Consider the following 24,605-nt stretch of genomic DNA (forward strand, 5'->3'; position numbering starts at 1 on the left):
CGCCATCGCCGACTTCCCCCGGGCCCCCGCCGCCGCGCGGCCGGCCCTCCCGGCGGCGGTGGACTGACCGCCTCCCGAACTGCCGCCCCTGCGCCGATCGGGTGAGGGCGCGCGACGCGCGAGACCCCGCGCACAAGTGACGGGCCTTGTCTCCCACCGGAGTCGGGGCCCGTCATACGCATGTGCGGATAAGGCTTCGGTGTACCCGCTGATCAGGGAGGAAAGCCCCTCGTACGAGTGACAGCACTCAAGGATTGCCTTGATCGTCCGAGTGGGAGAACTTCCAACGTGAGGGGCCGCCGGACGGGGCGCTCGGTCGGGGAAGCCGGGCGAGGCGGACGGGAGGGACGGAGGGGAGACCGGAGGGGACGGGAGGGAAACGGGAGGGGCAGGGCGGGGCCGTGGCACCGGCCGGGTTCGGGGAGGCCGGTGCCACGGAAACGGGTGGGGACGGGGAGGGCCGAACGGGGCCGGGAGCGCGGGGAGCGCCCGGCCCCGTTCGGCGTTGCCCGGTCGTTCTCGTTCGGCCGCCCGCGGCGACGGCCGCGCCGTCCCGCCGCCGCCCGTACGGTCAGGCCTGCGCGACGAAGACGTGCGCGGCGATCTCCTTGCCCAGCTCGGCGGCGTTGTCGCCGGTGCCCACCAGCACCCCGCCGACCCCGGCGCTCACCCGCACCGTCGACCCCGGACGGACCCCGGCCCGGCGCAGCGTGCGCATGAGGTCGCCGTCGGTCTGGATCGGCTCGCCGATCCGGCGGACCACCACGTCGGCGCCGTCGGCGCCCGGCGCCACGGAGTCCAGCGGGACGAGCCCGGCGTCGAAGCCCTCGCCCTCGGCCTTGGCGTCGCCCAGCTCGTCCAGCCCCGGGATCGGGTTGCCGTACGGCGACTGGGTGGGGTGGCCGAGCATGGCGAGCACCTTGCGCTCGACCGTCTCGCTCATCACGTGTTCCCAGCGGCAGGCCTCCTCGTGCACCTGCTCCCACTCCAGGCCGATCACGTCGACCAGCAGGCACTCGGCGATGCGGTGCTTGCGCATCACCCGCACCGCGAGCCGGCGCCCCTCCTCGGTCAGCTCCAGGTGCCGGTCACCCGCGACGCGCAGCAGTCCGTCGCGTTCCATCCGGCCGACCGTCTGGCTGACCGTGGGGCCGCTCTGCTCCAGGCGCTCGGCGATCCGGGCGCGCATCGGGGTGATGCCCTCCTCCTCCAGCTCCAGGATGGTGCGAAGGTACATCTCAGTGGTGTCGATCAGCCCAGACATCGCCGCTGGCTCCGTTCCTCGGTGTCCTCATCGCCAATTCTGACCTACCGCACCGACTGCCGGGCCCGTCCCGGGGTGCGGGGGGCCGCATTCCGTGCCTGTTGACAGCGGCACCGGTGAGGCAGCACGGTGCTCGCCATAGCTTTCTCCCCCGCGGTCCGGACCATCACGGACCGCCCCCCACCCGGCCGGATCCCCCACCGGCAGAGAGCGAAGGCAGCAGATGAGCGAGCTGGTCGGCCGGTACTTCGACGCCGCGATCGCCCACCTCCGGCGGGTCCGCGAGGAGGAGGCGGAGAACATCGAGGCGGCCGCCGCCCTGCTGGCCGACGCGATCACCGAGGGGCGCAGGGTCTTCACCTTCGGCGCCGGCCACTCCTCGCTGGCCGCCCAGGACGTGGTCTACCGGGCCGGCGGGCTGGTCCCGATCAACCTGCTGGAGGTCCCCGGGATGGCCGGGGTCACGGTGATGCCGGCGCCGCTGTCCAGTGCCCTGGAGCGGGTCTCCGGCCTGGCCACCACCACCCTGGACCTCACCCCCGCCACCAGCGGCGACCTGCTGTTCGTGATCTCGCTCTCCGGCCGCCAGGTGATGCCGGTCGAGCTGGCCCAGCACGCCCGCGACCGGGGCCTGAAGGTGATCGGGCTGACCTCGCTCGCCTACCCCGGCGAGGTCAGCTCCGGCCACCCCTCCGGCACGTATCTCAAGGACCACTGCGACGTCGTCCTGGACAACAAGATCGCGGTCGGTGACGGCGAGCTGACCCACCCCGGAGCCGAGACCACCTTCGGCCCCGTCTCCACCATCGTCACCAGCGCGCTGATGCAGGCCGTGGTCGCCACCGCGGTGGAGCGGCTCGCCGACGCCGCACTCGCCGGCACCGGCCCCACCCCGCCGCTGTTCCGCTCCGGCAACGTGCCCGGCGGCACCGAGTGGAACGCCAAGCAGATGTCCGACAACGCGGAGCGGATCTTCTACACCTTCTGATCGCACCGGTCCGTTTGTCGTACGGCTGGTCGGCCGTCGGCGCCGGGTCGCCTACGCCGACCGGCCGACCGGCCGACCGCCCGCCGTGGACAACCCCGCCCACGGCGGGCCCGTCCGCCCGCACCACAGGGCCCGTTCCACCACTGCGGCCCCACCCGGACCACCCCTCCCGAGGCGTACCGGGCCTCCCGCCGGGGCAGGTAATGCCGGGCGGAGGAGCGGCGAGTGGGGGATGGGATGACGTCGGGCGCGGGCGCGGGCGGAATGGACCGGGTGCGGGAGCAGGAGCTGATGCCGGAGCTCTTCTGGGCGGCCGACTCGGCCTCCCAGCAGGGGCAGCACCGGGCGGTCCGGCTGTCCGCCACCGAGCTGGTGCTGCTGGTCGTGGCCGCCACGGCCGGCTCCGCCGACGGCACGCCGTGGGCCTGGCTCGCCGCCGTCGCCTACCTCGGCGCGATCGGCCTCTCCGCCGTGACCAGCCGGCAGAACCCCCAGGGCCTCTGGTACGAGGGCCGGGCCGCCGCCGAGTCGGTGAAGACGCTCGCCTGGAAGTTCGCCGTCCGCGCCGACGCCGTCCAGCCGCCCCCGCGCCCGCTGCCGGACGCCGAGGGCCTGTACGGCCTCCAGCTCGGCCGGGTGCTGCACGCCTTCCGGGGCAGCCGCGCGGTCGGCCCCGGGCTGGCCGGCCGGCCCGCCGAGAGCCAGGTCACGGCGGCGATGCGCGGTCTGCGCGAGCAGCCGCTGGCCGTCCGCCGGGACGTCTACCTGCGCGAACGCATCCAGGTCCAGCACGACTGGTACCGGTCCAAGGCCCGCTACTGCGCCCGCGCCGGCTTCTGGACCGGGGTGGCGGGGGTGGGGCTGCCGCTGCTCGGCCTGGTGCTCGCGGTGATGCGGGCGATGGGCGAGTTCTCCTTCGACGCGCTCGGCGCGGTCTCCGCCGTGGCCGCGTCCGTCACCGCCTGGGCCCAGCTGCGCCAGTACCGCCCGCTGGCCGCCGCCTACGGACTGGCCGCCGACGAGCTGGCCCAGATACGCGCCCAGCTCGCCCGGCTGGACGTCGGTTCCCCCGACGCCGAGGAAGTCTGGGCCCGGCTGTCCCGCGACGCCGAGGACGCCGTCTCCCGCGAGCACACCACCTGGCAGGCCCGTCGCGAGGTCAACAGCTCCGCCGAGCGCGAGTAGCGCGGGGGGAATGTTCACCCGTTCGGCCCAACCGAGTTGCGGGGCGAAGGGCGGGCGACGTGGCCTGGAAGCAGTAGCCGTCTCACCGCGTAAGCAAGGATGTGACTGCTGTGACCACCAGCGAGACCCAGACCGCCCCGGCCGAGGCACGGCAACGGGAAGGGGAGTTCGACCGGCGCTACCAAGCGCTGCACGGGGTCGCCGCCGGCTATCTCCCCCGACGTCGCGGCGCCGTGGACGAGTGGCACGAGGAGCTCACCCGGACGATCGAGGACATCGGCCTGGATCCGAAGGACTGGCCGCCGTCCGTCAAAGCCCTCGACGACCTGCTCAAGACGGACGAGCCGCTGCGCAAACTCGTGAACGGAATGATCTCCGACGTACCGGAGGAGCATCAGCACGGCATCAAGGAGATCAAGGACCTGCTCGACCGGCTCGCCCACATCGTCACCAGCCCGGTCGCCTACAACTGGGACCCCGCCAAGCGGAACTTCTTCCCGCTGTCGACCCTGTTCGTGTACATGATGTTCACCGAGTGGGGCTGGGACGCCTTCCGGGACCAGGAGTTCAACAACGCGCTCAGGAAGATCCTCCAGGCCTGGTACGACTTCCTGAACTCGGAGAAGAGCGCCGAGTACCTCAACGACAAGCTGCCCGACGGCTGGCTGTCCCAGCCCGCCTACGAGCAGCTCAAGCTGTACGAGTTCGATATCACGCCGACCCCCTCCTCCTTCAACGCCTTCTTCCACCGGCAGATCAAGCGCGAGCAGTTCCGTCCGGTCAGTGGCCCCACCGACCCGCAGGTGATCGTCTCGTCCAACGACGGGACCGTCGTCCGGTGGGCGCAGGTGACGCAGGCATCCGACGAGTACTACCTGAAGGGCCAGCCCTACTCGCTCACGGACATGCTCACCGATCCCAGCGACCCCGACTGGAAACCCGGCGACTACGTGCAGCGGTTCGTCGGCGGGCACGTGTACCAGTCGTTCCTGTCCGGCGCCGACTACCACCGCTGGTGGACCCCGATCGCCGGCACCGTCGTCGAGGCGCCGCGGGTCATTCCCGGCCTGATGTTCAGCGAGCTGCGGTCGGCGGGCATGGACCCGAGCGCGGGCACCCAGTCCCAGTGCTACCAGGCGTCGGTGAACACCCGCGGACTGCTCCTCGTCGAGAGCGACTTCCGCCTCGACGACGGGAGGAGGATGCTGGTCGGCTTCCTGCCCATCGGCATCACCGAGATCTCCTCGGTCGCCTTCCTCGACGCCGCCGGCAAGCCGATCACCAAGGGCCAACGGCTCGCGAAGGGAGAGGAGATCGGGCGGTTCAGCTACGGCGGCTCCAGCGTGTGCCTGATCTTCAGCAAGGGCGTCATCAAGCAGTTCGACACCCCGCCGAACAACAGCGGCGACATGGACGCCGGCCCGCCCATCTTCGCCGGCATGCGGATCGCCACCACCAACCACCTCACCGGGCCGTAACCGCACGCCTGCCTCCGGCGCAGGAAGTCGGCGGGTCCGACTTCCTGCGCCAGGGTCCATGCCTCAGCGGCCGACCGGCGTCACCGGCTCCTTGCCGTCGAGGACGGCGAGGACGTTGTCGACGGCGAGGTCGCCCATGGCCTGGCGGGTGCGGACGGTGGCGCTGCCGAGGTGCGGCGCGAGGACGGCGCGGTCCTGGGCGAGCAGGGCGGAGGGAACGGCCGGCTCGTGCTCGAAGTTGTCGACGGCGGCGGCGAACAGCGCACCGGACTCCAGGGCGGCGGCCAGCGCATCCTCGTCGACGACGCCGGCGGTCATCGAGACCACCACCGCACCGCGCGGCAGCAGGGCGAGCCGGCGGGCGTCCAGCAGGTGGCGGGTGGCGTCGCTGAGCGGGCAGGTGACGACGAGGACAGTGGAGGTGGAGAGCAACTGCTCCAGCGGCAGCCACTCGGCGCCCTCGGCCTGCTCGGGCGGCAGCGGGTTGCGGTTGTGGTAGCTGACCGGCATGTCGAAGCCGCGCGCACGGCGGGCCACCGCCCGGCCGATCCGGCCCATGCCGAGCACGCCCAGCCGGGTGCCGGTCAGTTCGAGGCCGAGCAGGAAGTTCGGCGCCCAGGCCCAGGCCTCGCCGGAGCGCAGCAGGCGCTCGCCCTCGCCGAGGCGGCGGGTGGCGGCCAGGAGCAGGGCCCAGGCCATGTCGGCGGTGGCGGCGGTCAGCACGCCGGGGGTGTTGGTGACCGGAATGCCGCGCTCGGCGCAGGCGGCGAGGTCGACGTTGTGGTACCCGACCGCGTGGTTGGCCACCACCCTGAGACCGGGCCCCGCCGCGTCGAGGAGTTCGGCGTCCACCCGGTCGTCCAGCGTGGTGATCAGCGCCCGCCGACCGCGGACAGCGGCGAGGAGGTCGGCGCGCGCCATCGGCAGGTCCGAGTCGTGCACGGTGGCCGGGAGGTTCGCGGTGAGCCGTTCGACGACACCGGGTGCGAGACGGCGGGTGACCAGGACCGGGGGCTGCTCGTTCATGAGGTTTGAGGGTACGCTCCGCCCCCTCGCCAGGGCAGGGCGAGGGGGCGGGTGCCATCTATGGCACCTGCTTTCGCCCGGCCTCGTCGACACGGTCCCGTAGTGACCTCGTCAGCACCTCGCCAACCGCTCCAAAGCATGCGGAGACGAGGACGAGGAGGCCGAAGAAGATCGTCACGTGGCCGAGTCCAGCTCGAACCAGACGAGCTTGCCCCTCTTTTGGGGGTCCGCGCCCCAGCGGTGGGTGAGCCCTTCGACGAGCTGGAGGCCCCGCCCGCACTCGGCGAGTTCGAGGGGTCCCCGCTGGTCGGGGAGGTCGTGGCTCTCATCACCGACCGAGACGCGGACGGTGTTGTCGACGATGACGACCAGGACGACGGGCGCAACCGTGAGGCCGTGCCGCCAGGCGTTGACGATCAGCTCGGCGAGCGCGAGCTCCGCGTCGAAGATGCGGTCGTCCTCCCACCCGGCGCGCGCCATCGCGTCGCGCAACGACTGCCGGGCGAGGGTGAGGGTGGGGGAGTTGAGGTTGGGGGTACACACGGGGAATCTCCCTGCGGTGTAGAGGGGGCACACCTTGGGGTCTGTCGCCGTGAACAAGCCCGTAGCGGGACTGGAGGCGCCGCATGCGAGTGCTCTTCGGTGCCCGGGCAGCCGGTACCAACTGCCGCAAGGATGAGCATTACTGACAAACCGTTCGGCGAGCGGTCGGTAGCAACTTTAGGGGAACGCTCCTCAATTGTGCAACACCCTCTGTGTCCACCCCCATACTGTCAGTAGGCTTCGACTCGTCCATACAGGGAGGCACGTACGTGGGGTTCAGGACCGACATCAGCGAACGGCAGCGTCGATTCGGCGATGAGCTGAGACGTCTGCGCAACTCCGCAGGCTTGTCCTCCGCCGAGATCGGCGACGTACTCGGAATGAAGAGCCCCGCTGTCAGCCACACCGAGGCTGGCCGACTCGGCCTCAATCTTGAGCGACTCGACCTCTGGCTCGACACCTGCGGCGCCCATGACCCCGAGTACCGGGCCGGCCTCATCGCCATGTGCAAGAGCAACGGCAAGGGCTGGTGGACCGAGTACCGGCCCCACGTTGTGCCTGAAGCTCTCGATCTGGCCGAGTTCGAGGCGACGTCCACGTCGTTCATCAACTACCAGACCCATCTGATCCCCGGCTTCCTGCAGACGAAGGCGTACATCGAGGTGATCCACGAGTACGCCGAGAAGAAGGTCGAGTTCAGGCTTCGTCGCCAGCAGATGATCACGGCCGAGAGCTCCTCGCCCTTCCACGCCGTGATCCACGAAGCCGCCCTGCACATGATGTACGGCGGTCCGGCCGTCATGCGGGAGCAGTTGAACCACCTCATCGAGATGGCTCGCCTGCCTCATGTGACGATCCAGATCCTCCCGTTCGACTCCACGGTCTACGCGTCGACCGACACAGCGTTCCTGCTGATGCACGGGGCACACACTCGCTTGGACACTGTTCTGCTGGAGAACCCACATGGCCCGACGTTCGTCGGAGATCCTGAGGGAGTGGCCGCGTTCCGACGGAAGTTCGACCGCCTCAAGGGCATGGCGCTCCCGCCCCTGAATGCCAGTGTGGACGGGCCATCGCCTGCCTTTCGAGACTCGTGGGGCATGATCCAGCACGTCCGTTACAAACTCCTGGGGAGGTAGCCATGGAGCAGTTCAACTGGCAGAAGTCGACGTTCAGCGGGGACGCCGCCGAGTGTGTCGAGATCGCATCCGCCGGAAACGCCATCCACATCCGCGAGTCCGACGACCCCGCCGCCGTCATAACGATCACCAAGGCCAACCTCGCCGCCTGGCTCCAGAGCGCCAAGGCCGGCGAGTTCGACCACCTCACCCACTGACCCCCAACTCCCCCGGGCTGCTCCCGCGACGCGCGGGAGCAGCCCGGAAGCCCACCTGACCCTCCACAAGGTGTCGGCTTCGAATCCGCAACGTCAGCTTGCCCTGAGACGGTCCACCAGGTCCGCCACGCCGTCGACCTGGCGGTATGGCTTGAACGCCGGGGCGAGTTCGCGCACCAGGGTGACGCACCGTTCGGCGCCGATGCGGGTCGCGAGGTCGAGGGACTGGTTCGTCACCGCGAGGGCCTGTTCCACGTCGCGGGCCCGGAGGAGGCTGCGGGCCTCATAAGTCATGAAGATTCCACGCGTCTTGTCGCGGGAGCGCGGTAGCAGGCTCATGCCCTCGTCGATCCGTGCGTGGGCTTCGCCGATGCGGCCGAGGTCGAGCATGCACTGACCGGAGTCGACGGCCAGGTCCGCGGTGCTCATCCACCGGCACCAAGCCGGAGCCTGGTCGGGGCTGTCGGTCAGCAGGGCGGCCTCGGCAGCGGCCAGGTCACGGTGGCAGTCGGAGGCGGCTCCGAGAGCGGCGTGCGCGCGAGCCCGACGGAGATGGAGAAGGGAACGGGCGGTGGGATGCCGGGTGTGGATGAGGGCCTGGCTGAGTGGTTCGACGGCGGCGCCGGGCTGGGTGCGCCAGATCGACTGGTAGGCGAAGTCGGAGAGGATGCCGGCGCCGAGGTCCCGGTCACGAGCGACGTGCGCGTTGGCCAGAGCCGCGTTCCAGAGCTTGCCCGCCGCGAAGTGCTCACCCTGGTCGAAGCGGTGCCAGCCGCAGGTGCTGGCCAGGGAGGCGGCCAGCAGGTGGAGTCGCCGGCCGATGGGTTCGGTGTAGCGGCCGTGTTCCAGCAGGTCGGTGACAGTGTCCAGTTGGGCGTCCATCAGCTTGGCGGTGTGCTGGCGTTGTTCGGTGGGCAGGGCAGTCAGCTCGGCGCTGGTGTCCTCCAGCCAGTCGACCAGTTCGCCGTCGACGTGCTTGCCGTTCAGTGCGGTGGTGAGCCGGTCGGGTTCGAGGGCGGCCCACTGGGTGGCGAGCCCGGCCAGCGCGAGCGCGCTGAAGGTCATGAAGGTGCGACGGCGGTGGTCCATGGCGGCTCTCTGTGCGTCTCGAAGTGCGTGGACGGTGAACGCCGACCCGAGCGGAAGCGGCTGCTCCTGGCCGGGCAGCCAGTGCGGCCACTCGAAGGTCTCCAAGTCGGAGATCGGGACGTCGAAGGCTTCGGCGATCAGGAGCTGGGACTCAATGCTGGGCGTCTTTCGCCAGTTTTCCCACTTGCTGACGGCAGCCTTGTCGGTGCCGGAGCGCAGGCCCTCGGGCCTGTGCCTGGCGGCCTGGTGGATGCGGGCCGCGAGGTCGGTCTGGGACCAGCCGCGAAGCGCGCGGGCGTACGCGAGGGGGTGCCGGATCTGGTCGTCCACGGGGCAGATCCCATCATCGACGGTGACCGCGAGCGTACTGCGCGTACAGGCGGGACCACCCCGGGACTACGGACAATGCCTGGTTGGTGACCGTGAGTTGGGCTCTACTCGTCGTGTACCGAGAAGTTCCTTCACGAAACGGAAGGAGTCCACGCATGAAACGGCGCGCTGCGATCATCGGCCTCGGCCACCAGGCGATCGGAGACCACCTGCCCGGCCTGCTCGCCTCCACCCGGGCCGAACTGGTCGCCGTCTGCGACAGCGACCCCGCCACCCTGCGGCAGCGGCAGGGCGCCCTCCAAGTCCCCGGATTCGCCCACGCCGCTGAACTCCTGGACGCAGCGGCCCCGGACTTCGTGGTCGTCGCCGTCCCGCACCACGCCGGCCGCGAGGTCGTCCAGGAGTGCGCCGCCCGAGGCGTCCACGTCCTCAAGGAAAAGCCGTTCGCCACATCCGTGCCGGAGGCCCGGGACCTTGCCGAGATCTGCCGGGCCGGGCAGGTCGAGCTGATGGTCGCCCTGCAGCGGCGTTTCAACCCGATCTACACCAGCGTCGCCGGGCTGCTGGACCAGATCGGCACCCCGTTCCTCATCGACGGCCAGTACACCTTCCACACCGACGACCCCGGCGGCGGCTGGCGTGGAGACGTCCGCCAGGCCGGGGGTGGCTGCATCATCGACATGGGCTACCACCTCATCGACCTGCTGCTGTGGTACTTCGGCCTGCCCAGCCGGGTCATCGCCGAGTTCTCCACCACCGCCGTCCCCGGCGGCGGCTACGACGCGGAGGACACCGCCGTCATCCAGCTCGGCTACGACTCCGACCTGTACGGCTCGGTGCTGCTGTCCAGGTGGGTGGCCCCCAAGACCGAGCGCCTGCACGTCGTCGGTACCCGCGGCTCGGTGCTGCTGACCAAGGGCCAGGTCCAGCGATTCGACCTGCACGGCGCCGTAGTGGAAGAGCTGACCCGCCCCCACGCCCCGGCCTCGGCCGCGACCGCGCAGATCGAGTACTTCTGCCGGGTCCTGGACGGCGAGCGGCCCAATGCCTCTGGCCCCGACCAGCACCTCGCACACGCCGCGTTCATCGCCTCCTGCTACCGGTCCAAGGCAGCGGGGCGCTACATCGACCCGAAGGAGCTGCTGTGACCAGCCCCCTCGCCCTGCTCGGCGGCAAGCCCGCCGTCACCACCACCGGCCCGCACTTCGCCTGGCCGCCGATCGACGACACCACCCGCACGAAAGTCGCCGCCCAACTGGAGGAGTCGATCTCCATTCCCGGGCGGTCCGGCATCGTCGCCGAACTGGAGGACGGCCTGCAGGACTACTTCGGCGTCCGGCACGCGATCACCACCAGTTCCGGCACCGCCGCCCTGCACGCCACCTACTGGGCCGCCCGCATCAAGCCCGGCGACGAAGTCATCGTCCCCGCCTGGACCTTCCACGCCACCGCCTCCCCGCTGTTCCACCTGCGCGCGGTGCCGGTGCTGTGCGAGACCCGGCCGGACGGCAACATCGACCCGAACCGGATCAACGAGCTGATCACGTCCCGGACCCAGGCGGTGATGGTCACCCACCTGTGGGGCAAGCCCGCCGACATGACCAACATCGTCGCCGTCGCCAGTGCCCACAACCTGGCAGTGCTGGAGGACGGTTCCCACGCGCATGGTGCGAGCATCGCCGGGGAGAAGGTCGGCACGTTCGGCCTCGCCTCGGCCTTCTCCCTCAACGGCCCCAAGCCGCTGTCCGGCGGCGAGGGTGGCTTCGTCCTCACGGACGACGACGACACCTACCACCGCGTCATCACGCTGGCGCACTACAACAAGCGGGCCAAGAGCGAGATCCCGGAAGGCCATCCGCTCGCGCGGTACGCGGCCACCGGGGCCGGCCTCAAGCTCCGCATCCACCCCCTCGCCGCCGCCATCGCCTACGACCAGCTCGCCCGCCTCGACGGCTACCTCGCCGGCCGCGCGGAGATCGCCCGCTATCTCACCGGCCAACTCGCCGGGATACCCGGCCTGGAGGTCACCGAGATGCCCGATGGGGTGATCCCGTCCTGGTACGGATTGACGCTCATCTACCGGCCCGAGGCACTCGGCGGTCTGTCGATCGAGCGCTTCCACCAGGCGCTGATCGCCGAGGGCGCCGCCGAGTTCGACCGGCCCGGCTCCACCTGCCCCATGAATCAGCTCCCGCTGTACCAGCACCCCGACTCGCTCTTCCCCGGCCACCCGCACTCCCACCGTCGATACAGGCCGGGGGACTTCCCCATCGCCGAGCACGCCCACGCCCACACGATCAAGCTCCCGGTCTGGCATCGTGAGGAGGATCTCGAACTGGCCGCGCAGTACGTTCGCGCGGCCATCAAGATCAGCGACCATCACAAGGAGCTGCGGTGACTGTCACCTCCCCCGAGTTCGTGGCCGATCTGGCGGCCGACGCCAACGCTGCCGGCATCACCGGCTTCGTCGCCGCGGCCGTGATCAACCACGACGGCCGGGTCCTGCTCGTACGGCGCAACCCCGACGACTACATGGGCGGGCTGTGGGAAATTCCCTCCGGGACGGTCGAGTTGGAGAAGGGAGAGACCATCCTCGATGCCCTGTACCGCGAGACCGTCGAGGAAACCGGGCTGGCCATCAGGGAGGTCACCGGCTACATCGGCCACTTCGACTACCAGAACAGCCGCGGCGGCACGACCCGCCAGTTCAACTTCGCCGTCACCGTGGAGAAGACCGAACCGGTCGTCCTCACCGAACACGACGCCCACCAATGGGCGCTCCCCAGTGAGCTGCCCCCGGTGAGCGACGCGGTTCGCGAGCTGATCGCACGCTGAGGTAGTGCGAGTGCGGTGGGGTCCTCGGAAAGGCCGGGGAGTTCGATCACCTCGCCCACTGACCACAGGCGCCTCCGGGCTGCTCCCGCGACGCGCGGGAGCAGCCCGGAACACCAACGGCAGGTGGGGCCCGGTCAGACGGTCTCACCGCCGGTCGTCGAGGATGTCACGTCCGGCTCGGCGACCAGGGCTTCGGCGAATTGGGCCTGCTGGGTCCGGTCGATGATGACCTTGCCCAGGTTTCCGACGCCCCGGATGGTGCTCAGATCGTTTCCGCGCAGATCGAGGTCCTGGTACTTCCCTCGGCCGAACTCGGCCGACCGCAGGGCGCAGGCCTCTACAACGGCCCGGCCGAGGTCGCAGCCGGTGAACGTCGCCTTGCTACCGGAAATCCTGGACGATGCCCCGCGTCGAGTCGAGCGTGCTGACGTTGGACAGGTAGAGGCCGGGTTCGCGGTGCGGGACCGGCCGGCGCTACTTGGCCTTGTTCCTGGTCGACCAACCCGGGGGCTCAGGCCGTGATCCTGAGCCAGGCGTCCACCGAGTGCCTCGCTCCGGTGGCGAAGCGGTGGCCGAGTGGGGTCAGCGCGCCGCTGGTGGCGAGCAGGTCCACTGCCTCGTCGGTGAGGGCGCGCCAGTGGGTGAAGCGGGGCTGCGCGGACGGGTCCGTGCGGGCGCGGGTGCCCCAGAAGGCGGTGACCGCGAGATGGGCGTAGACCGCCTGGAAGAGGGAGCCGATCGGGCGCGGGGAGAGGTTGAAGGGCTCAAACAAGCGGGTGTCGGCGCGGTCGTACAGCTCCCAGCGGTCGAGCACCGCCCCCAGCTTCACGTGCTGGAACTCATGGGCCAGCAGCAGCGCCAGCGTCGGCGCCGTTCGCGGGCGGGCGATGCCGACCGCGCCGAAGGCCTGCCGGGCCGCCGAGCTGACGTCGTGCCTGTCCGGCCTCGGCCGCAGTGGGGTGACGGTGCTCAGGCCCGCCCAGAGGCCGGCCGCGTACTCGGGCAGGTCGCGGTCCAGCAGGTCGGCGGCATCGGTCAAGTCCCTCGTCCAGCGGGCGTACTCGGCGTCGTCCAGCCGGTCCGCCAGCGGCCAGCGGTGGACGGCCCGCTGCGGGTCCACGTCCTCCAGGGCGAGCGTCCGGCCGCCGGTCAGCCCGATCCGGCGGACCGGCTGCCAGCGCGGATCACCCGGACCGGTGAGCGTGCCGTCGTCCGCGCGCGCCGTCCAGCCCGTCCGCCCGCCGGTGACCCGCACCTCCCGGACACCCACGCCGAGCACCGAGCGGCCGAGGGTCGGAAGGTGGAGGACACCGTCCTGGACCGGCACCGCCACCGCGTCCCCGCGACCCGCCAACACCGCGGCCGAGGCGGCCAGTTCGGCGAGCGGGCCGAGACCGGCACCCGGGTCGCCGGCCAGCCGTCGCGCGGCCCAGGCTCGGACGTACGGGTGGGCCAGCACCGTGTCCACGGCGGCGGGTTCGGCGGCGTCGAGCTCGGTGAGCAGTTCCCAGGCCGCCGAGCGGGCCAACCCGGAGGAGCCGTGCACGGCGGCCAGCATCGCCCGGGTGAGGGCGAGTTGGGAGCGGGCCAGCGCGCGGACGGTATCCGGCCCACCCAATCCGGCAGCCAGCTCGCCGAGCTGCTCATCGGTGAGCTCGGGCCCGGCGACGTTCACCGGTGGAGCGGGGCGCCGCACGCCCCCGGCGCGGTCGGCCAGGCCGTCGATCAGCGCCCGCAGGTCCGCGCAGTACACCGAGGGGTGGTCGAAGGAGCCGTCCCGGTAGCGGTGCGCGTACAGCCCCCCGCCGCAGGAGCGCACCACCGGGCAGGCCCGGCAGGTGGCGTTCAGCCCGGCCAGGCCCGACTGCCGGGCGGCCGTCCCCGGATGCCGGGCGACGTCGTCGAGGCTGTGCCGGAAGACGTCCATCCCGGTGGCGGGCGCGCCGTCGTACGCCGTCCGCAGGCTGTCCGCCTGCTCGTACGTCCCGTCCGTCTCCACCACCACCAGGTCGACCGGCTCCAGCCCGAGCGCCTCGCTCAGGCCGGGCAGCCCCGACAGGGTGCGGTGCACCGAGTCGAAGGTCCGGACGGCGAACGGGCGGCCGTCCGCCTCCCAGCGCGCGTGGACGGCCAGCAGCCAGTCGGCGTACGGCGTCGCGCCCGCACCGGCGGGGCGCCGCGGCGGCCGCTCCCAAGTGGCGTGCGGAAGCAGGAAGTCCACGGCCGGGGGCTCAAGTTCGGCCAGCGCCCGGTGGACGGCCACCGGGTCGTTCGCCACGTCGACGGTGCAGAGCAGCCCCGCGTACAGGTGCCGGAACCGGGGCTCGCGCAGCAGCCCGACGGCCCGCAGCACCCGCGAGTGGCTGGAGCGGCCGTCGGCGAACCGGCGGTGACGGTCGTTGGCGGTCCGGTCGCCGTCCAGCGAGAGGCCGACCCGGATGCCGAGTTCGTCGAACAGCTCGCAGTGCTCCCGGTCCAGCCGCACTCCGTTGGTGTGCAGCCGCAGGTCCAGGTCGCAGACCTCGGGCAGCGCGGCCCGCAGCAGCTCCGCCGCCCGCCGGATCACCGCCGGGCCGGCGAGCAGCGGTTCACCCCCGTGCAGGACGACCCGTACGACGGTCAGCCCGTGCGCGGCGGCGTGCTCCCCGATCCGCTCGGCGGCCCCCGCCAGCACCGCGTCCCCGATCACCCGCGGCCGGGAGCGCCAGCCGGTGTCGGCGTGCTCGTAGACGTAGCAGTGGTCGCAGGCGAGGTCGCACCGGCTGTGGACCTTCAGGACGACCTGCGTGAGCGGCTGCGGAGGAGGCGTCATGTCGGCACGTTTCCAGGGCCGGACGCCCGCTAATCATCTTTTCAAATAGCCGAGTCGAAAGGAGAGACCGGTCGGACCCCCGCACCGGCCAGGGCCAGTTCGAGCCGGCCGGCCAGCTCACCCGCGTCGAGTCTGGCCAGGTCGGCGAGGGCGGGGCGGTCCCCGGTGCCGCACGGCCCCGCTTGCCCGGGCACAGCCTCCCCGGACACAGCCGGCCCGGGCACCGCACCCGGCTCCGCGGTCCGCTCCACGGACGACTCCCCTCTCCCGCCGGCCCGGCCCGCCGTCACGTCGGCGGCATCTCGATCAAGGTGTCCAGCCACTCCCCCACCCGGATGGCCTCGGTGAGCGGGTGCCCTTCGGGCAGGATCGCCCGGACCCGGGTCAGCGTCCGCGCCCCCAGCTCCGCCGCCCGCCCCGGCTCGCCGACGGCGGCGAGCGCCAGCGCGAGGTTCGCCGAGGCCGCCAGCGTGTCCGGGTGGTCCGGGCCGAGGCGGTCGTCCAGCAGGACGGCGGCCTCGTCGGCCAGCGCGAGCGCCTCGTCGTACGCACCCGTTCGGGCCACGTCGTTCGCCCGGTTGAGCCGGGCGAAGGCGACCCACGGATGGTGCTCGCCGAGCACCCCGCGCAGGCCGGCGAGGACCTCGCCGGAGATCGGCCGGGCCTCCTCGACCCGGCCGGAGCGGCGGAAGGCCACCGCGAGGTTGCCCGCCGCGATGAGCTCCGCCGGGTGCCCCGCGGCGAGGTGGTCCCGGTAGTACCGGTGCGCGTCCTCGGCGAGCTCGACCGACTGCTCGCCGTCGCCGAGCACGCCGAGCACCGCCGACAGCGTCCCGGCGGCGGCCGCGCTCGCCGGGTGGTCCGCCCCGTAGCGTCCGCACAACCGCTGGTGGACGTCCTCGGCCTCGACCAGGGCCTCCGGGAGCCGGCCCAGCCGGCGCAGGGTGGCACTGCGGTACCGCCTGGCGCGCAGGGTGTCGTCGTGGTCCTCCCCCAACACGTCCCGGCTCCGGCGGACGGCCTTGTCCAGCCGGGGCAGTGCCTCGTTCAGACGCCCCACCTCGGACAGCGCGTGACCGTAGGTGACCGACCCGCCGAGGGTGTACGGGCTGTGCTTGCCGAACACCTCCAGCTTCCGCGGATACAGCCGCACGTGCATGGCCACCGCCTCGATGAAGTCCCCGGCCAGGGCGATCGAGATGGCCAGGTTGTTCTCCGCCATCAGCGTGCGCCGGTCGTCGTGGCCCAGCACCCGGCGGGCGCCCGCCAGCGTCTCCTCGTCCAGCTCCCGTGCCGCCGCGTAGCGGCCGAGGTGCCGGAGGTCCGCGCCGAGGCTGGTGGCGGCCGGGAACACGTCCCGGTGGTCCCGGCCCCGCAGCGAGGTCAGCCGCTCGAAGGCGTCCCGGTCGTTCTCGTACGCCTCCCGGGCCAGCCCCAGGGTCCGCTGGATGTTGCCGAGCTGGACGCGCAGCAGCTGCACCCTGACGTCGCGCTCGGTGTCCAGCGGGCCGACCTGGCGCCAGCGGGCGAGGACCCACTCGGCCAGCTCCCGGCCCGCCTCGTGGAGGCTGCGCTGCCACAGGTAGCGGACCGAGTTGACGATCCACTGCCGGACCGCCGGGTCGGTGGACTCCTCCGCGCCGGACGGGCGCAGGTGGGGCAGCAGTTCGGCGTACCGGGGCCAGTGGTGCGGTGCGTCCGGGTCGCCGGGGTCGGCGAGGGCGAGGGCCCGGTGCGCCACGCCGCGGACCCGATCCCAGTCGGCCGCCGCGACCTGCTCGCGCAGCAGCGCCTGGACGATCCGGTGCACCACCAGCGTCCCGGCGGCCTGGTCGTAGCGGGCCAGGTTGAACTGGTTGACGGTGCGCAGGATGTCGCCGACGGCGAGCCGGTGGTCGCCGACGCCGGCCGGCAGGTCGATCGCCTCGATCACCGGCGGGCTGTACAGCAGCCCGATCGGGATCGCCTCCGGGCCGAGGAAGCCGCAGATCTCCAGCAGCCGGGCGGCCGGGGGGTTGATCAGCCGCAGGTCGGATCCCACGATCCGCCAGGTGGCTTCGGTGACCGTGGCGTTGGGGCCCTCCTCGGCGGCCCGCCCGCTGCCCGGGCCGCTGCCGGAACCGGCACCCGGGACGCCGGAACCGACACCCGAACCGGCGCCGGAACCACTGCCGGCCCCGGAACGGGCCGAGCGGTCGAGGATGTCGGTGAGCGTCTCGTCGAGCAGGTCGGCGTACGTGGCCGCCGGCATCGGCGTCTCCTGGAGCCAGGCGGCGGCCTGGCCGACGGCGAGCGGCAGGTCGCCCAGCAGCTCGGCGATCCGTTCGGCATCGGCCCGTTCGACGCCGGTGTTGGAGTTCCGGACGAGTTCGACGCTCTCCGCGCGGTCGAACACCTCCACCTCGGTGCGCCCGGGCCGGCGGGCCCAGCGCCGGTCGCGCGAGGTGACCAGGACGTGGCCGTCCGGCCCGGCGGCGGGCAGCCAGGGGTCCAGCAGCTCCGGGTCCTCGGCGTTGTCGAAGAGCAGCAGCCAGCGGCGGTACGGCCGGCCGCTGCCGAGCGCCTTGAGCACCGCGCGCGCGGTGCGGGTGACGTCGCCGTCGGTCTCCAGACCGAGGCCGGGGGCGAGTTCGGCGAGCCGCTGCGGGATCACCGCGGGCTGCTGGGCGGGCACCCACCAGAGCACGTCGTAGGCGGACGCGAAGCGGTGCGCGTACTCGATCGCGGCCTGCGACTTGCCGACCCCGCCGATGCCGTAGAGCACCTGGACCGGCGCCCCGTCGGCGCCGGCGGTGAAGCCGTCGCGGACGGCCTCCAGCAGCCGCATCCGGCCGATGAAGGTGGACAGTCGCGGCGGCAGTTTCCGGATGGCGGGGCGGCTGTCGGGAAAGCGCGGCAGGCGGGCGACGCTGAACTCGCCGGAGTCCATCCAGCGCCCGGCACCGGGCGGCGGGCCGATCAGTTCGAACAGCTGCGACTCGGCCTGCTCGGCGGAGCCGGTCGCCAGCTCCAGGGCCCGGTGGCCGGCGAACTGGGGCGGCTCCGCCGGCTCCGGCACGCCGACCCGCACCGCCAGCAGGCCGCCGGCATCGCTCACCGGGTCCTGGGTGGTCAGCCGGCGCCAGATCTCCCGGGCCCGCGGCAGGGCGGCGTAGTCGCCGGTGAGCACGGCGAGCAGCCGGCCGTCGCCGTCCAGCGGCCCGGCGGCCTCGGGCAGCGCGGCGGCCTGCGGCGGACCGGGGTCGAGCGGCACGGCGGCGCTGTGCAGGGTGGCCAGGTAGCCGAAGCCGCGCAGGGTCCCGGCGATCCACTCGGCCCAGACCCGGTCCCTGGGGGCGTAGCTGACGTACACCTGGCGGGAGCGGGTGCGGCCCTTGCGCAGGTAGGCCGCGTACAGCCGGCGGCGGGCCGCGTCGGGGACGGGCCGCAGTTCGCGGACCCGGCCGTCGGTGAGCCAGGCGGCGAGCCGTTCGAAGGCGGCGAGCAGGGTGCGGCCCTGCTGCGGCCGGTCCACGATGGTGGCCGGCACCTCCTCGTAGGCGTAGAACGGCTTGTACGGCACCTCGACGTCGCTCCAGTACGCGGCGCGGTGCTCGGGGCCGAGCCAGCGGCCCAGGTACGGGGCGAAGGCGTCGTGGGCGAGGTCGCGGCCGGCCGCGAGCCCGGCGCGTTCGGCGTCCTCGACGCGCATCGGGACGGGCAGCACCCGGATCTCGCGCTCGTCGGCGTCGACGATGGCGCGGGCCGCGTCGACGCCGCCGCGGATGCTCTGGGCGCCGAGGGTGAAGCAGTCCACGACGGTGTCGGGCATCAGCACGGTACAGATGCCCGAGGTGTCGCTGACACCGGTGCGGCTGTCGATCAGCACGTAGTCGTAGCTGCTGGTCCACTGCTCGCGCAGCGCGCAGAGGAACTCGGCGCCGCGGATGTCGGCGCGGGTGTAGAAGCTGCGCCAGTTGAAGCTGGTGACGGCGGCCGAGTAGGCGGCGTTCTGCCGGCCGGCCGGCATCAGGTCGAGCCGGCCGCCGTCCGGCAGGTCGAGCGCCAGACCGCACAGGTACTGCTCCAGCCGGCCGGGGGCGGCCAGCCAGTCCTGCGGGTCCGGGCCGGGGCCGGGGCGGTCGGGGCCGGGCAGCGCCTCGTCGACGTAGGCCCGGAGCATGTCGATCAGGCCGTCGGTGGCGTGGAGTTCGGGGTCGACCAGCAGCGGGTGGTAGTAGCGGTGCAGGCCCGGGGCCTCCAGGTCCCAGTCCACCACCAGGACGCGCAGGCCCTGGCTGGCCAGGATCCAGCCCAGGTTGGCGAGGGCCATGGTGCGGCCGGTGCCGCCCTTGAACGAGTAGAAGGTGACGACGGTGCCGGTCTCGGGGGGTGCCAGCGCGGCGGACCCGTGGTCCGCGAGGGCGGCGTGCTCGGGGCTCATCGGTCCGCTTCTCCTTCACTGGGCGCCCGGGTGGCCGGGGGCACGGTCTCCTCTCGCAGGACCGCCCGTGCCCCGGGGGCGGCCCCGTTCCCCGGAGTGTTCCCCGGGCGCGGCAGTCGCGGGCCCGCCTGGGCCGGGGGGTCCGGTGGCTCGGGCGGGCGCGGCGAGGCGGGCGGCGGCCAGGCCGGGATGGTGAGCCCGGGCATCGGCCGCGGGTCGGGGCCGAGCCCGAACTGGGCGCGGGCCGTCACCGGGTCGTCGTCGATCTGGTCCAGCAGTCGGTTCTGGGCCACGGTCACCGTCGACAGGAGCTCGCGCTCGAAGCGTTCCCGCCGGACGTGGATGCGAAAGAGCGGCTCGGGCCCGGACCGGTGCAACCAGGTGCGCGAGAACACGTCGCGCACCCCCTCCCAGAGCCGGGTGCGCGCCGGACCCGGCGGCGGGTCCTCGGAGCTGTCGGGCAGCAGGACGGCGGTGACGGGGTGGTTCTGCCGGTCGAAGTCGCGCAGCGCCTGCCGGTAGGGCTCCCGGCCGGCCGCCCACGGGTCCACCAGCAGCACGCTGACCTCGTTGTTCTCCCGGGCCCGGTCGAGCGCGTCGGCGAGGTCGGGGCCGATCGTCTCCAGGCTGGTGCTGTGCCCGGCCCGGGTGATCACCTGCTGGGCCTGGACCGCCAGCGACGGCAGCCGGGGCGGGTGGTAGGGCGCCCAGTCCCGGGGGTGCGCCCCGTACCAGCCGCCGTGGTACCGCTCGTCGAAGCCGCCCGCGCCGTCCGTCCCCGAGGCCGGCCCGGCCTCGGAGCGCTGCGGCGGGACGCGGTCGCCGTTCGCCGCGGCGGTCCGGTCCCCGGCCCAGCGGGCGGCGACGAAGAGCCGGACCTGACTGCTGCGTCCGGCGGTCATGCCGACCTCCGGCAGCGGGAAGCAGCCCTCCACCCGCCCGAGGTCGAGGTCCCGGTGCTCGGTGACCCGCCAGGCGGCGGCCTCCCGCACCCGCTCCGCGATCACCCGCACCACCAGGCGGTACGCGGTGCCGTGCGGGTCGGTGCGCAGCAGGTGGCGCAGCCCGCCGGCGGCGTACTCCGCGCCGAAGTCGTCCTGCACGTACTGGATCCGCCGCACCTCGGCGGGCAGTTCCTCGGGCGGCGGCTCCCACAGCACGGGGATCAGGGCCGCGACGCTCTCGCCGGTCTGTTCCTGGTGGCGGCGCGTCCGGTGGTCGAAGGCGGTCCACTCCTTGCCGCAGTAGTCGCTGGCGAAGTAGGCGGGCGAGTAGAGCGCGACCATGGTGCGGCTGGCGCCGACCATCCGGGAGAGCTGCCGCTCCCAGTCGTCGCCGACCCTCAGCTGCTCGGTGTCGCGGTAGGCCAGCTCGGCCGGTCCGGCCTCGGGCTCGATCCGCGCCAGCTCGTCCCGGAGGTCGGTGAAGAACTGGTCGACGAAGGCGCCTCCGACCTGATGGTCCCGCCGCGCGTAGCTGAAGAAGAAGTACGGCCGCACCGACAACCCCCCACCGACCGGTGAACGTCCCCACCATACTGGTGGGGTGACGGCCGGTCAGCCGGTGGGCGGAGGAAGTTGTCGCGGTGTCGTCACAACTCCGGCCCGTGACCTCGACGCCCCTGGTCAGGGGCGTGCGGCCGGGGAGCGCCCGGCGTCCGCCGGGCGCCCTGACGGGCAGCGCCGCGCCCGGCTCGGGGGCAGCGGCGCACCCGCCTCAAGGGCAGCCCCGCGCCCGCCTCAGGGGCAGAGCCGCTCCACCCGCCAGCCCGTCGGGGCGGACGGCTCGGCGACGTACCGCAGCCGGTCGTGCAGCCGGTTCTCCCGCCCCTGCCAGAACTCCACGCTCGCCGGCACCACCCGGTACCCGCCCCAGAACGGCGGCACCGGCACCCCCTCGCCCTCCGGGTAGCGCCGCTCCAGCTCCGCGTAGCGCTGCTCCAGCACCTCCCGCGAGGCGACCGGGCTGGACTGCTCGCTGGCCCAGGCGCCGAGCTGGGAGCCGTGCGGGCGGGTGCGGAAGTAGGCCGCGGTCTCGTCCCGGCCGACCTTCTCCACTCGCCCCTGGACGATCACCTGACGGGCCAGCGCGACCCACGGGAAGAGCAGCGCCGCGTGCGGGTTGGCGGCCAGCTCGGTGCCCTTGCGGGAGCCGTAGTTGGTGAAGAAGACGAAGCCCCGGGCGTCGAACGCCTTGAGCAGCACGGTGCGCGCGCTGGGCCGCCCGGCGGCGTCGGCGGTGGAGAGCACCATCGCGTTGGGCTCCACCACCCCCGCGTCGTCCGCGTCGTGGAACCACCGGCCGAACTGGCCGATCGGCTCGGCGGCGAGCTGCTCCTCGACCAGGCCCTCGTGCGCGTAGTGCTTGCGCATCACGGTGAGGTCCGGTCCGGGGCGGGCCTCGTCGGCCAGGATCCGGGTGGCGGGGGTCAGGGGCGTCGACTGGGCGCGGTCCGGGGTCTGCACGTCAACATCATCCCGTACGACAAGCAACCGGCACCGCTACCTCCGGACAAACCCCGGCTGGAGATAAGGTGACTCGCCACCGATCGACTGCCCGTCGTACGGTGATTTGTCCGCAACCGCGCCCTTGCTTCCGCGGATCCGCCGGGTACGACCGGCCGTCGGGCGAAAAGTCAAGCGGCCCCGGGGGAAACATCACCACCGTGGTGTATGGCGCAATGCACCCCGTGCCTGTCACCCTGGCACCGAGTGCCAACCACCATTCGGTCAGAGGCGCGCCTCCCCACCACGGCGGCCGCCGATCGCAGAACTGAAGGAGCCGTGCATGTCCGACTTCGTACCCGGGCTCGAAGGTGTCGTCGCGTTCGAGAGCGAGATCGCCGAACCCGACCGTGAAGGCGGCGCTCTGCGGTACCGGGGCGTCGACATCGACGACCTGGTCGGCAATGTCTCCTTCGGCCACGTCTGGGGCCTGCTGGTGGACGGCAAGTTCAACCCCGGCCTGCCGGCCGCCGAGCCGTTCCCGATCCCGGTCCACTCCGGCGACATCCGGGTCGACGTGCAGTCCGCGCTCGCCATGCTCGCCCCGGTCTGGGGCCTCAAGCCGCTGCTGGACATCGACGCCGATCAGGCCCGCGACGACCTCGCCCGGGCCGCCGTCATGGCGCTCTCGTACGTCGCCCAGTCGGCCCGCGGCCAGGGCCTGCCGATGGTCCCGCAGAGCGAGATCGACAAGGCCGAGACCGTCGTCGAGCGGTTCATGATCCGCTGGCGCGGCGAGCCCGACCCCAAGCACGTCAAGGCCATCGACGCCTACTGGACCTCCGCCGCCGAGCACGGCATGAACGCCTCGACGTTCACCGCCCGGGTCATCGCCTCCACCGGCGCCGACGTCGCGGCCGCCCTCTCCGGCGCGGTCGGCGCGATGTCCGGCCCGCTGCACGGCGGCGCGCCGTCCCGGGTGCTCGGCATGATCGAGGAGATCGAGCGCACCGGCGACGCCACCACCTGGGTGAAGAACGCGCTGGACAAGGGCGAGCGCCTGATGGGCTTCGGCCACCGCGTCTACCGCGCCGAGGACCCCCGCGCCCGCGTGCTGCGCCGCACCGCCAAGGAGCTCGGCGCCCCGCGCTTCGAGGTCGCCGAGGCGCTGGAGAAGGCCGCGCTGGAGGAGCTGCACAACCGCCGCCCCGACCGCGTGCTCGCCACCAACGTCGAGTTCTGGGCCGCCATCATGCTGGACTTCGCCGAGGTCCCGGCGCACATGTTCACCTCGATGTTCACCTGTGCCCGGACGGCCGGCTGGTCGGCGCACATCCTGGAGCAGAAGCGCACGGGCCGGCTCGTGCGCCCCGCCGCGCGCTACATCGGCCCCGGCCCGCGCAGCCCGCGCGACATCGAGGGCTACGAGGCCATCGCCCGCTGACCCGCAGGTCGGCCGCGAATTCACCCCGCAGCGGGTCCGGCATTCGAACCGGACCCGCTGTTTCCGCAGCTCGCAGGCCGGTCGAGGCCATCTCAGCGGGCGGACCGCCGTCGATTCCGGCCATCCCGGCGGGTAGGCTGCGCCCCGTGGCTCAGATCCAGATCCCCGCTGACATCAAGCCCGCCGACGGCCGTTTCGGCTGCGGCCCGTCCAAGGTGCGCCCCGAGGCCCTGAGTGCCCTCGCCGCGACCGAGACCTCCCTGCTCGGCACCTCGCACCGCCAGGCCCCGGTGAAGAACCTGGTCAAGCGCGTGCGCGAGGGCGTGAGCAGCCTGTTCTCCCTCCCCGAGGGGTACCAGGTGGTACTCGGCAACGGCGGGTCCACCGCCTTCTGGGACATCGCGGCCTTCGGCCTGGTACGGGAGAAGTCCCAGCACCTCGACTTCGGCGAGTTCTCCTCCAAGTTCGCCTCCTCCGTCAAGGCCGCGCCCTGGCTGGCCGAGCCGAGCGTGATCAAGACCGCCCCCGGCACCCACCCGCTGCCGGTCGCCGAGGCCGGTGTGGACGTCTACGCGCTCACCCACAACGAGACCTCCACCGGCGTCGCGATGCCGATCGCCCGCCCGGCCGGCGGCGACGAGGGCTCGCTGGTCCTGGTGGACGCCACCTCGGGCGCCGGCGGCCTGCCGGTGGACATTTCCGAGACCGACGTCTACTACTTCGCCCCGCAGAAGTCCTTCGCCTCCGAGGGCGGCCTGTGGCTGGCGTCGTTCTCCCCCGCCGCGCTGGAGCGCGCCGCCGAGATCGCCGGCTCCGGCCGGTACATCCCGCCGTTCTTCGACCTGCCGACGGCCATCGACAACTCGTCGAAGGACCAGACGTACAACACCCCGTCGATCGCCACCCTGTTCCTGCTGGCCGACCAGCTGGAGTGGCTGAACGGCAACGGCGGGCTCGACTGGGCCGTCGCCCGTACGGCTGATTCCTCGTCGCGGCTGTACGGCTGGGCCGAGAAGTCCTCGTTCGCCAACCCGTTCGTGGCGAAGCCGGCCGAGCGCTCGCAGGTCGTCGGCACGATCGACTTCGACGACTCGGTGGACGCCGCCGCCGTCGCCAAGGCGCTGCGCGCCAACGGCATCGTCGACACCGAGCCGTACCGCAAGCTGGGCCGCAACCAGCTGCGCGTCGCGATGTTCCCGGCGATCGACCCGGCGGACGTCGAGGCGCTCACGGTCTGCATCGACTACGTGGTCGAGCGGCTCTGACCGCTCCGCACGGACAGACGGGAGAAGGGGGGCCCCCGCCCCGGCGGGGGGCGCGGAGCCGCAGCCTCGGAAAACGGGTAGCACGCAGCGGTCCACCAAGAAGACAACAAACCCGACCAACACCGCGGGGGCGCAGAACAATA

General features: G+C 72.5%; 18 protein-coding genes. 10 read left to right on the plus strand and 8 right to left on the minus strand.

The annotated features are described in order from the left end of the window. Positions 1–571: 571 nt before the first annotated feature. A complete protein-coding gene (locus tag ACFVVU_RS15520; protein WP_355375726.1) occupies positions 572–1,264 on the minus strand; it encodes a metal-dependent transcriptional regulator in 693 nt (230 codons plus the stop codon). A gap of 223 nt (positions 1,265–1,487) precedes the next feature. On the opposite strand from ACFVVU_RS15520, the gene ACFVVU_RS15525 reads away from it, so the two are divergent. The 3 genes from ACFVVU_RS15525 to ACFVVU_RS15535 all read left to right on the plus strand — a co-directional run bounded on the left by ACFVVU_RS15525 (position 1,488) and on the right by ACFVVU_RS15535 (position 4,915). Next, a complete protein-coding gene (locus ACFVVU_RS15525) occupies positions 1,488–2,252 on the plus strand; it encodes an SIS domain-containing protein (RefSeq protein ID WP_387790246.1) in 765 nt (254 codons plus the stop codon). 237 nt (positions 2,253–2,489) lie between these two features. Next, a complete protein-coding gene (locus tag ACFVVU_RS15530) occupies positions 2,490–3,437 on the plus strand; it encodes a DUF4231 domain-containing protein (protein WP_387790248.1) in 948 nt (315 codons plus the stop codon). A 110-nt stretch (positions 3,438–3,547) separates the two neighbouring features. Next, positions 3,548–4,915, plus strand: coding sequence for a phophatidylserine decarboxylase associated domain-containing protein (locus ACFVVU_RS15535; protein ID WP_387790250.1), 1,368 nt, complete (start codon positions 3,548–3,550; stop codon positions 4,913–4,915). 63 nt (positions 4,916–4,978) lie between these two features. Here the strand turns inward: ACFVVU_RS15535 and ACFVVU_RS15540 are convergent, their stop codons facing one another. Both ACFVVU_RS15540 and ACFVVU_RS15545 read right to left on the minus strand, forming a co-directional pair. Further along, positions 4,979–5,941, minus strand: coding sequence for a 2-hydroxyacid dehydrogenase (locus ACFVVU_RS15540; protein WP_387790251.1), 963 nt, complete (start codon positions 5,939–5,941; stop codon positions 4,979–4,981). Positions 5,942–6,115: 174 nt separating this feature from the next. Next, positions 6,116–6,484 (minus strand): ATP-binding protein, encoded by a 369-nt coding sequence (locus tag ACFVVU_RS15545; RefSeq protein ID WP_355375714.1) that lies wholly within the window; start codon positions 6,482–6,484, stop codon positions 6,116–6,118. Positions 6,485–6,753: 269 nt separating this feature from the next. Between ACFVVU_RS15545 and ACFVVU_RS15550 the strand changes: the two genes are divergently transcribed. Continuing rightward, positions 6,754–7,623 (plus strand): helix-turn-helix domain-containing protein, encoded by an 870-nt coding sequence (locus ACFVVU_RS15550; protein ID WP_387790254.1) that lies wholly within the window; start codon positions 6,754–6,756, stop codon positions 7,621–7,623. 2 nt (positions 7,624–7,625) lie between these two features. After that, positions 7,626–7,820: a DUF397 domain-containing protein gene (locus tag ACFVVU_RS15555; RefSeq protein WP_387790256.1), complete on the plus strand. Its 195-nt coding sequence runs from the start codon at positions 7,626–7,628 to the stop codon at positions 7,818–7,820. A 93-nt stretch (positions 7,821–7,913) separates the two neighbouring features. On the opposite strand, the gene ACFVVU_RS15560 is transcribed toward ACFVVU_RS15555, so the two are convergent. Continuing rightward, entirely contained in the window at positions 7,914–9,239 is a 1,326-nt protein-coding gene (locus ACFVVU_RS15560) for a helix-turn-helix transcriptional regulator (protein WP_387790257.1), read from the minus strand. Positions 9,240–9,394: 155 nt separating this feature from the next. Here ACFVVU_RS15560 and ACFVVU_RS15565 point away from each other — a divergent pair, with 155 nt between their 5' ends. Genes ACFVVU_RS15565 through ACFVVU_RS15575 form a run of 3 tightly spaced genes read left to right on the plus strand, consistent with a single transcriptional unit; the run spans position 9,395 to position 12,074 of the window. Further along, the gene (locus ACFVVU_RS15565; RefSeq protein ID WP_387790259.1) at positions 9,395–10,387 is read left to right on the plus strand and encodes a Gfo/Idh/MocA family protein; all 993 of its coding nucleotides are present in this window, start codon (positions 9,395–9,397) and stop codon (positions 10,385–10,387) included. After that, positions 10,384–11,637: a DegT/DnrJ/EryC1/StrS family aminotransferase gene (locus ACFVVU_RS15570; protein WP_387790261.1), complete on the plus strand. Its 1,254-nt coding sequence runs from the start codon at positions 10,384–10,386 to the stop codon at positions 11,635–11,637. The genes ACFVVU_RS15565 and ACFVVU_RS15570 overlap by 4 nt, the downstream gene beginning before the upstream one ends. Further along, positions 11,634–12,074 (plus strand): NUDIX hydrolase, encoded by a 441-nt coding sequence (locus ACFVVU_RS15575; protein WP_387790263.1) that lies wholly within the window; start codon positions 11,634–11,636, stop codon positions 12,072–12,074. The genes ACFVVU_RS15570 and ACFVVU_RS15575 overlap by 4 nt, the downstream gene beginning before the upstream one ends. 511 nt (positions 12,075–12,585) lie before the next feature. On the opposite strand, the gene ACFVVU_RS15580 is transcribed toward ACFVVU_RS15575, so the two are convergent. From ACFVVU_RS15580 to pdxH, 4 genes are all read right to left on the minus strand, one after another. Then, positions 12,586–14,886, minus strand: coding sequence for an FxsB family cyclophane-forming radical SAM/SPASM peptide maturase (locus tag ACFVVU_RS15580; RefSeq protein WP_387790265.1), 2,301 nt, complete (start codon positions 14,884–14,886; stop codon positions 12,586–12,588). A gap of 286 nt (positions 14,887–15,172) precedes the next feature. Then, on the minus strand, positions 15,173–19,309 hold the full coding sequence (fxsT, locus tag ACFVVU_RS15585; protein WP_387790266.1) for an FxSxx-COOH system tetratricopeptide repeat protein: 4,137 nt from the start codon (positions 19,307–19,309) through the stop codon (positions 15,173–15,175). Continuing rightward, a complete protein-coding gene (locus ACFVVU_RS15590) occupies positions 19,306–20,808 on the minus strand; it encodes a TIR-like protein FxsC (RefSeq protein WP_387790268.1) in 1,503 nt (500 codons plus the stop codon). The genes fxsT and ACFVVU_RS15590 overlap by 4 nt, the downstream gene beginning before the upstream one ends. A gap of 240 nt (positions 20,809–21,048) precedes the next feature. Beyond that, the gene (gene pdxH / locus ACFVVU_RS15595) at positions 21,049–21,681 is read right to left on the minus strand and encodes a pyridoxamine 5'-phosphate oxidase (RefSeq protein WP_355375740.1); all 633 of its coding nucleotides are present in this window, start codon (positions 21,679–21,681) and stop codon (positions 21,049–21,051) included. Positions 21,682–22,096: 415 nt separating this feature from the next. On the opposite strand from pdxH, the gene ACFVVU_RS15600 reads away from it, so the two are divergent. After that, on the plus strand, positions 22,097–23,197 hold the full coding sequence (locus ACFVVU_RS15600) for a citrate synthase 2 (RefSeq protein ID WP_380684637.1): 1,101 nt from the start codon (positions 22,097–22,099) through the stop codon (positions 23,195–23,197). A 146-nt stretch (positions 23,198–23,343) separates the two neighbouring features. Beyond that, a complete protein-coding gene (gene serC, locus ACFVVU_RS15605) occupies positions 23,344–24,462 on the plus strand; it encodes a phosphoserine transaminase (RefSeq protein WP_387790270.1) in 1,119 nt (372 codons plus the stop codon). The last annotated feature ends 143 nt before the right edge of the window (positions 24,463–24,605 follow it).

The organism is Kitasatospora sp. NPDC057965 (genome assembly GCF_042887135.1).
In the GTDB taxonomy this organism is placed as follows: Bacteria; Actinomycetota; Actinomycetes; order Streptomycetales; family Streptomycetaceae; genus Kitasatospora.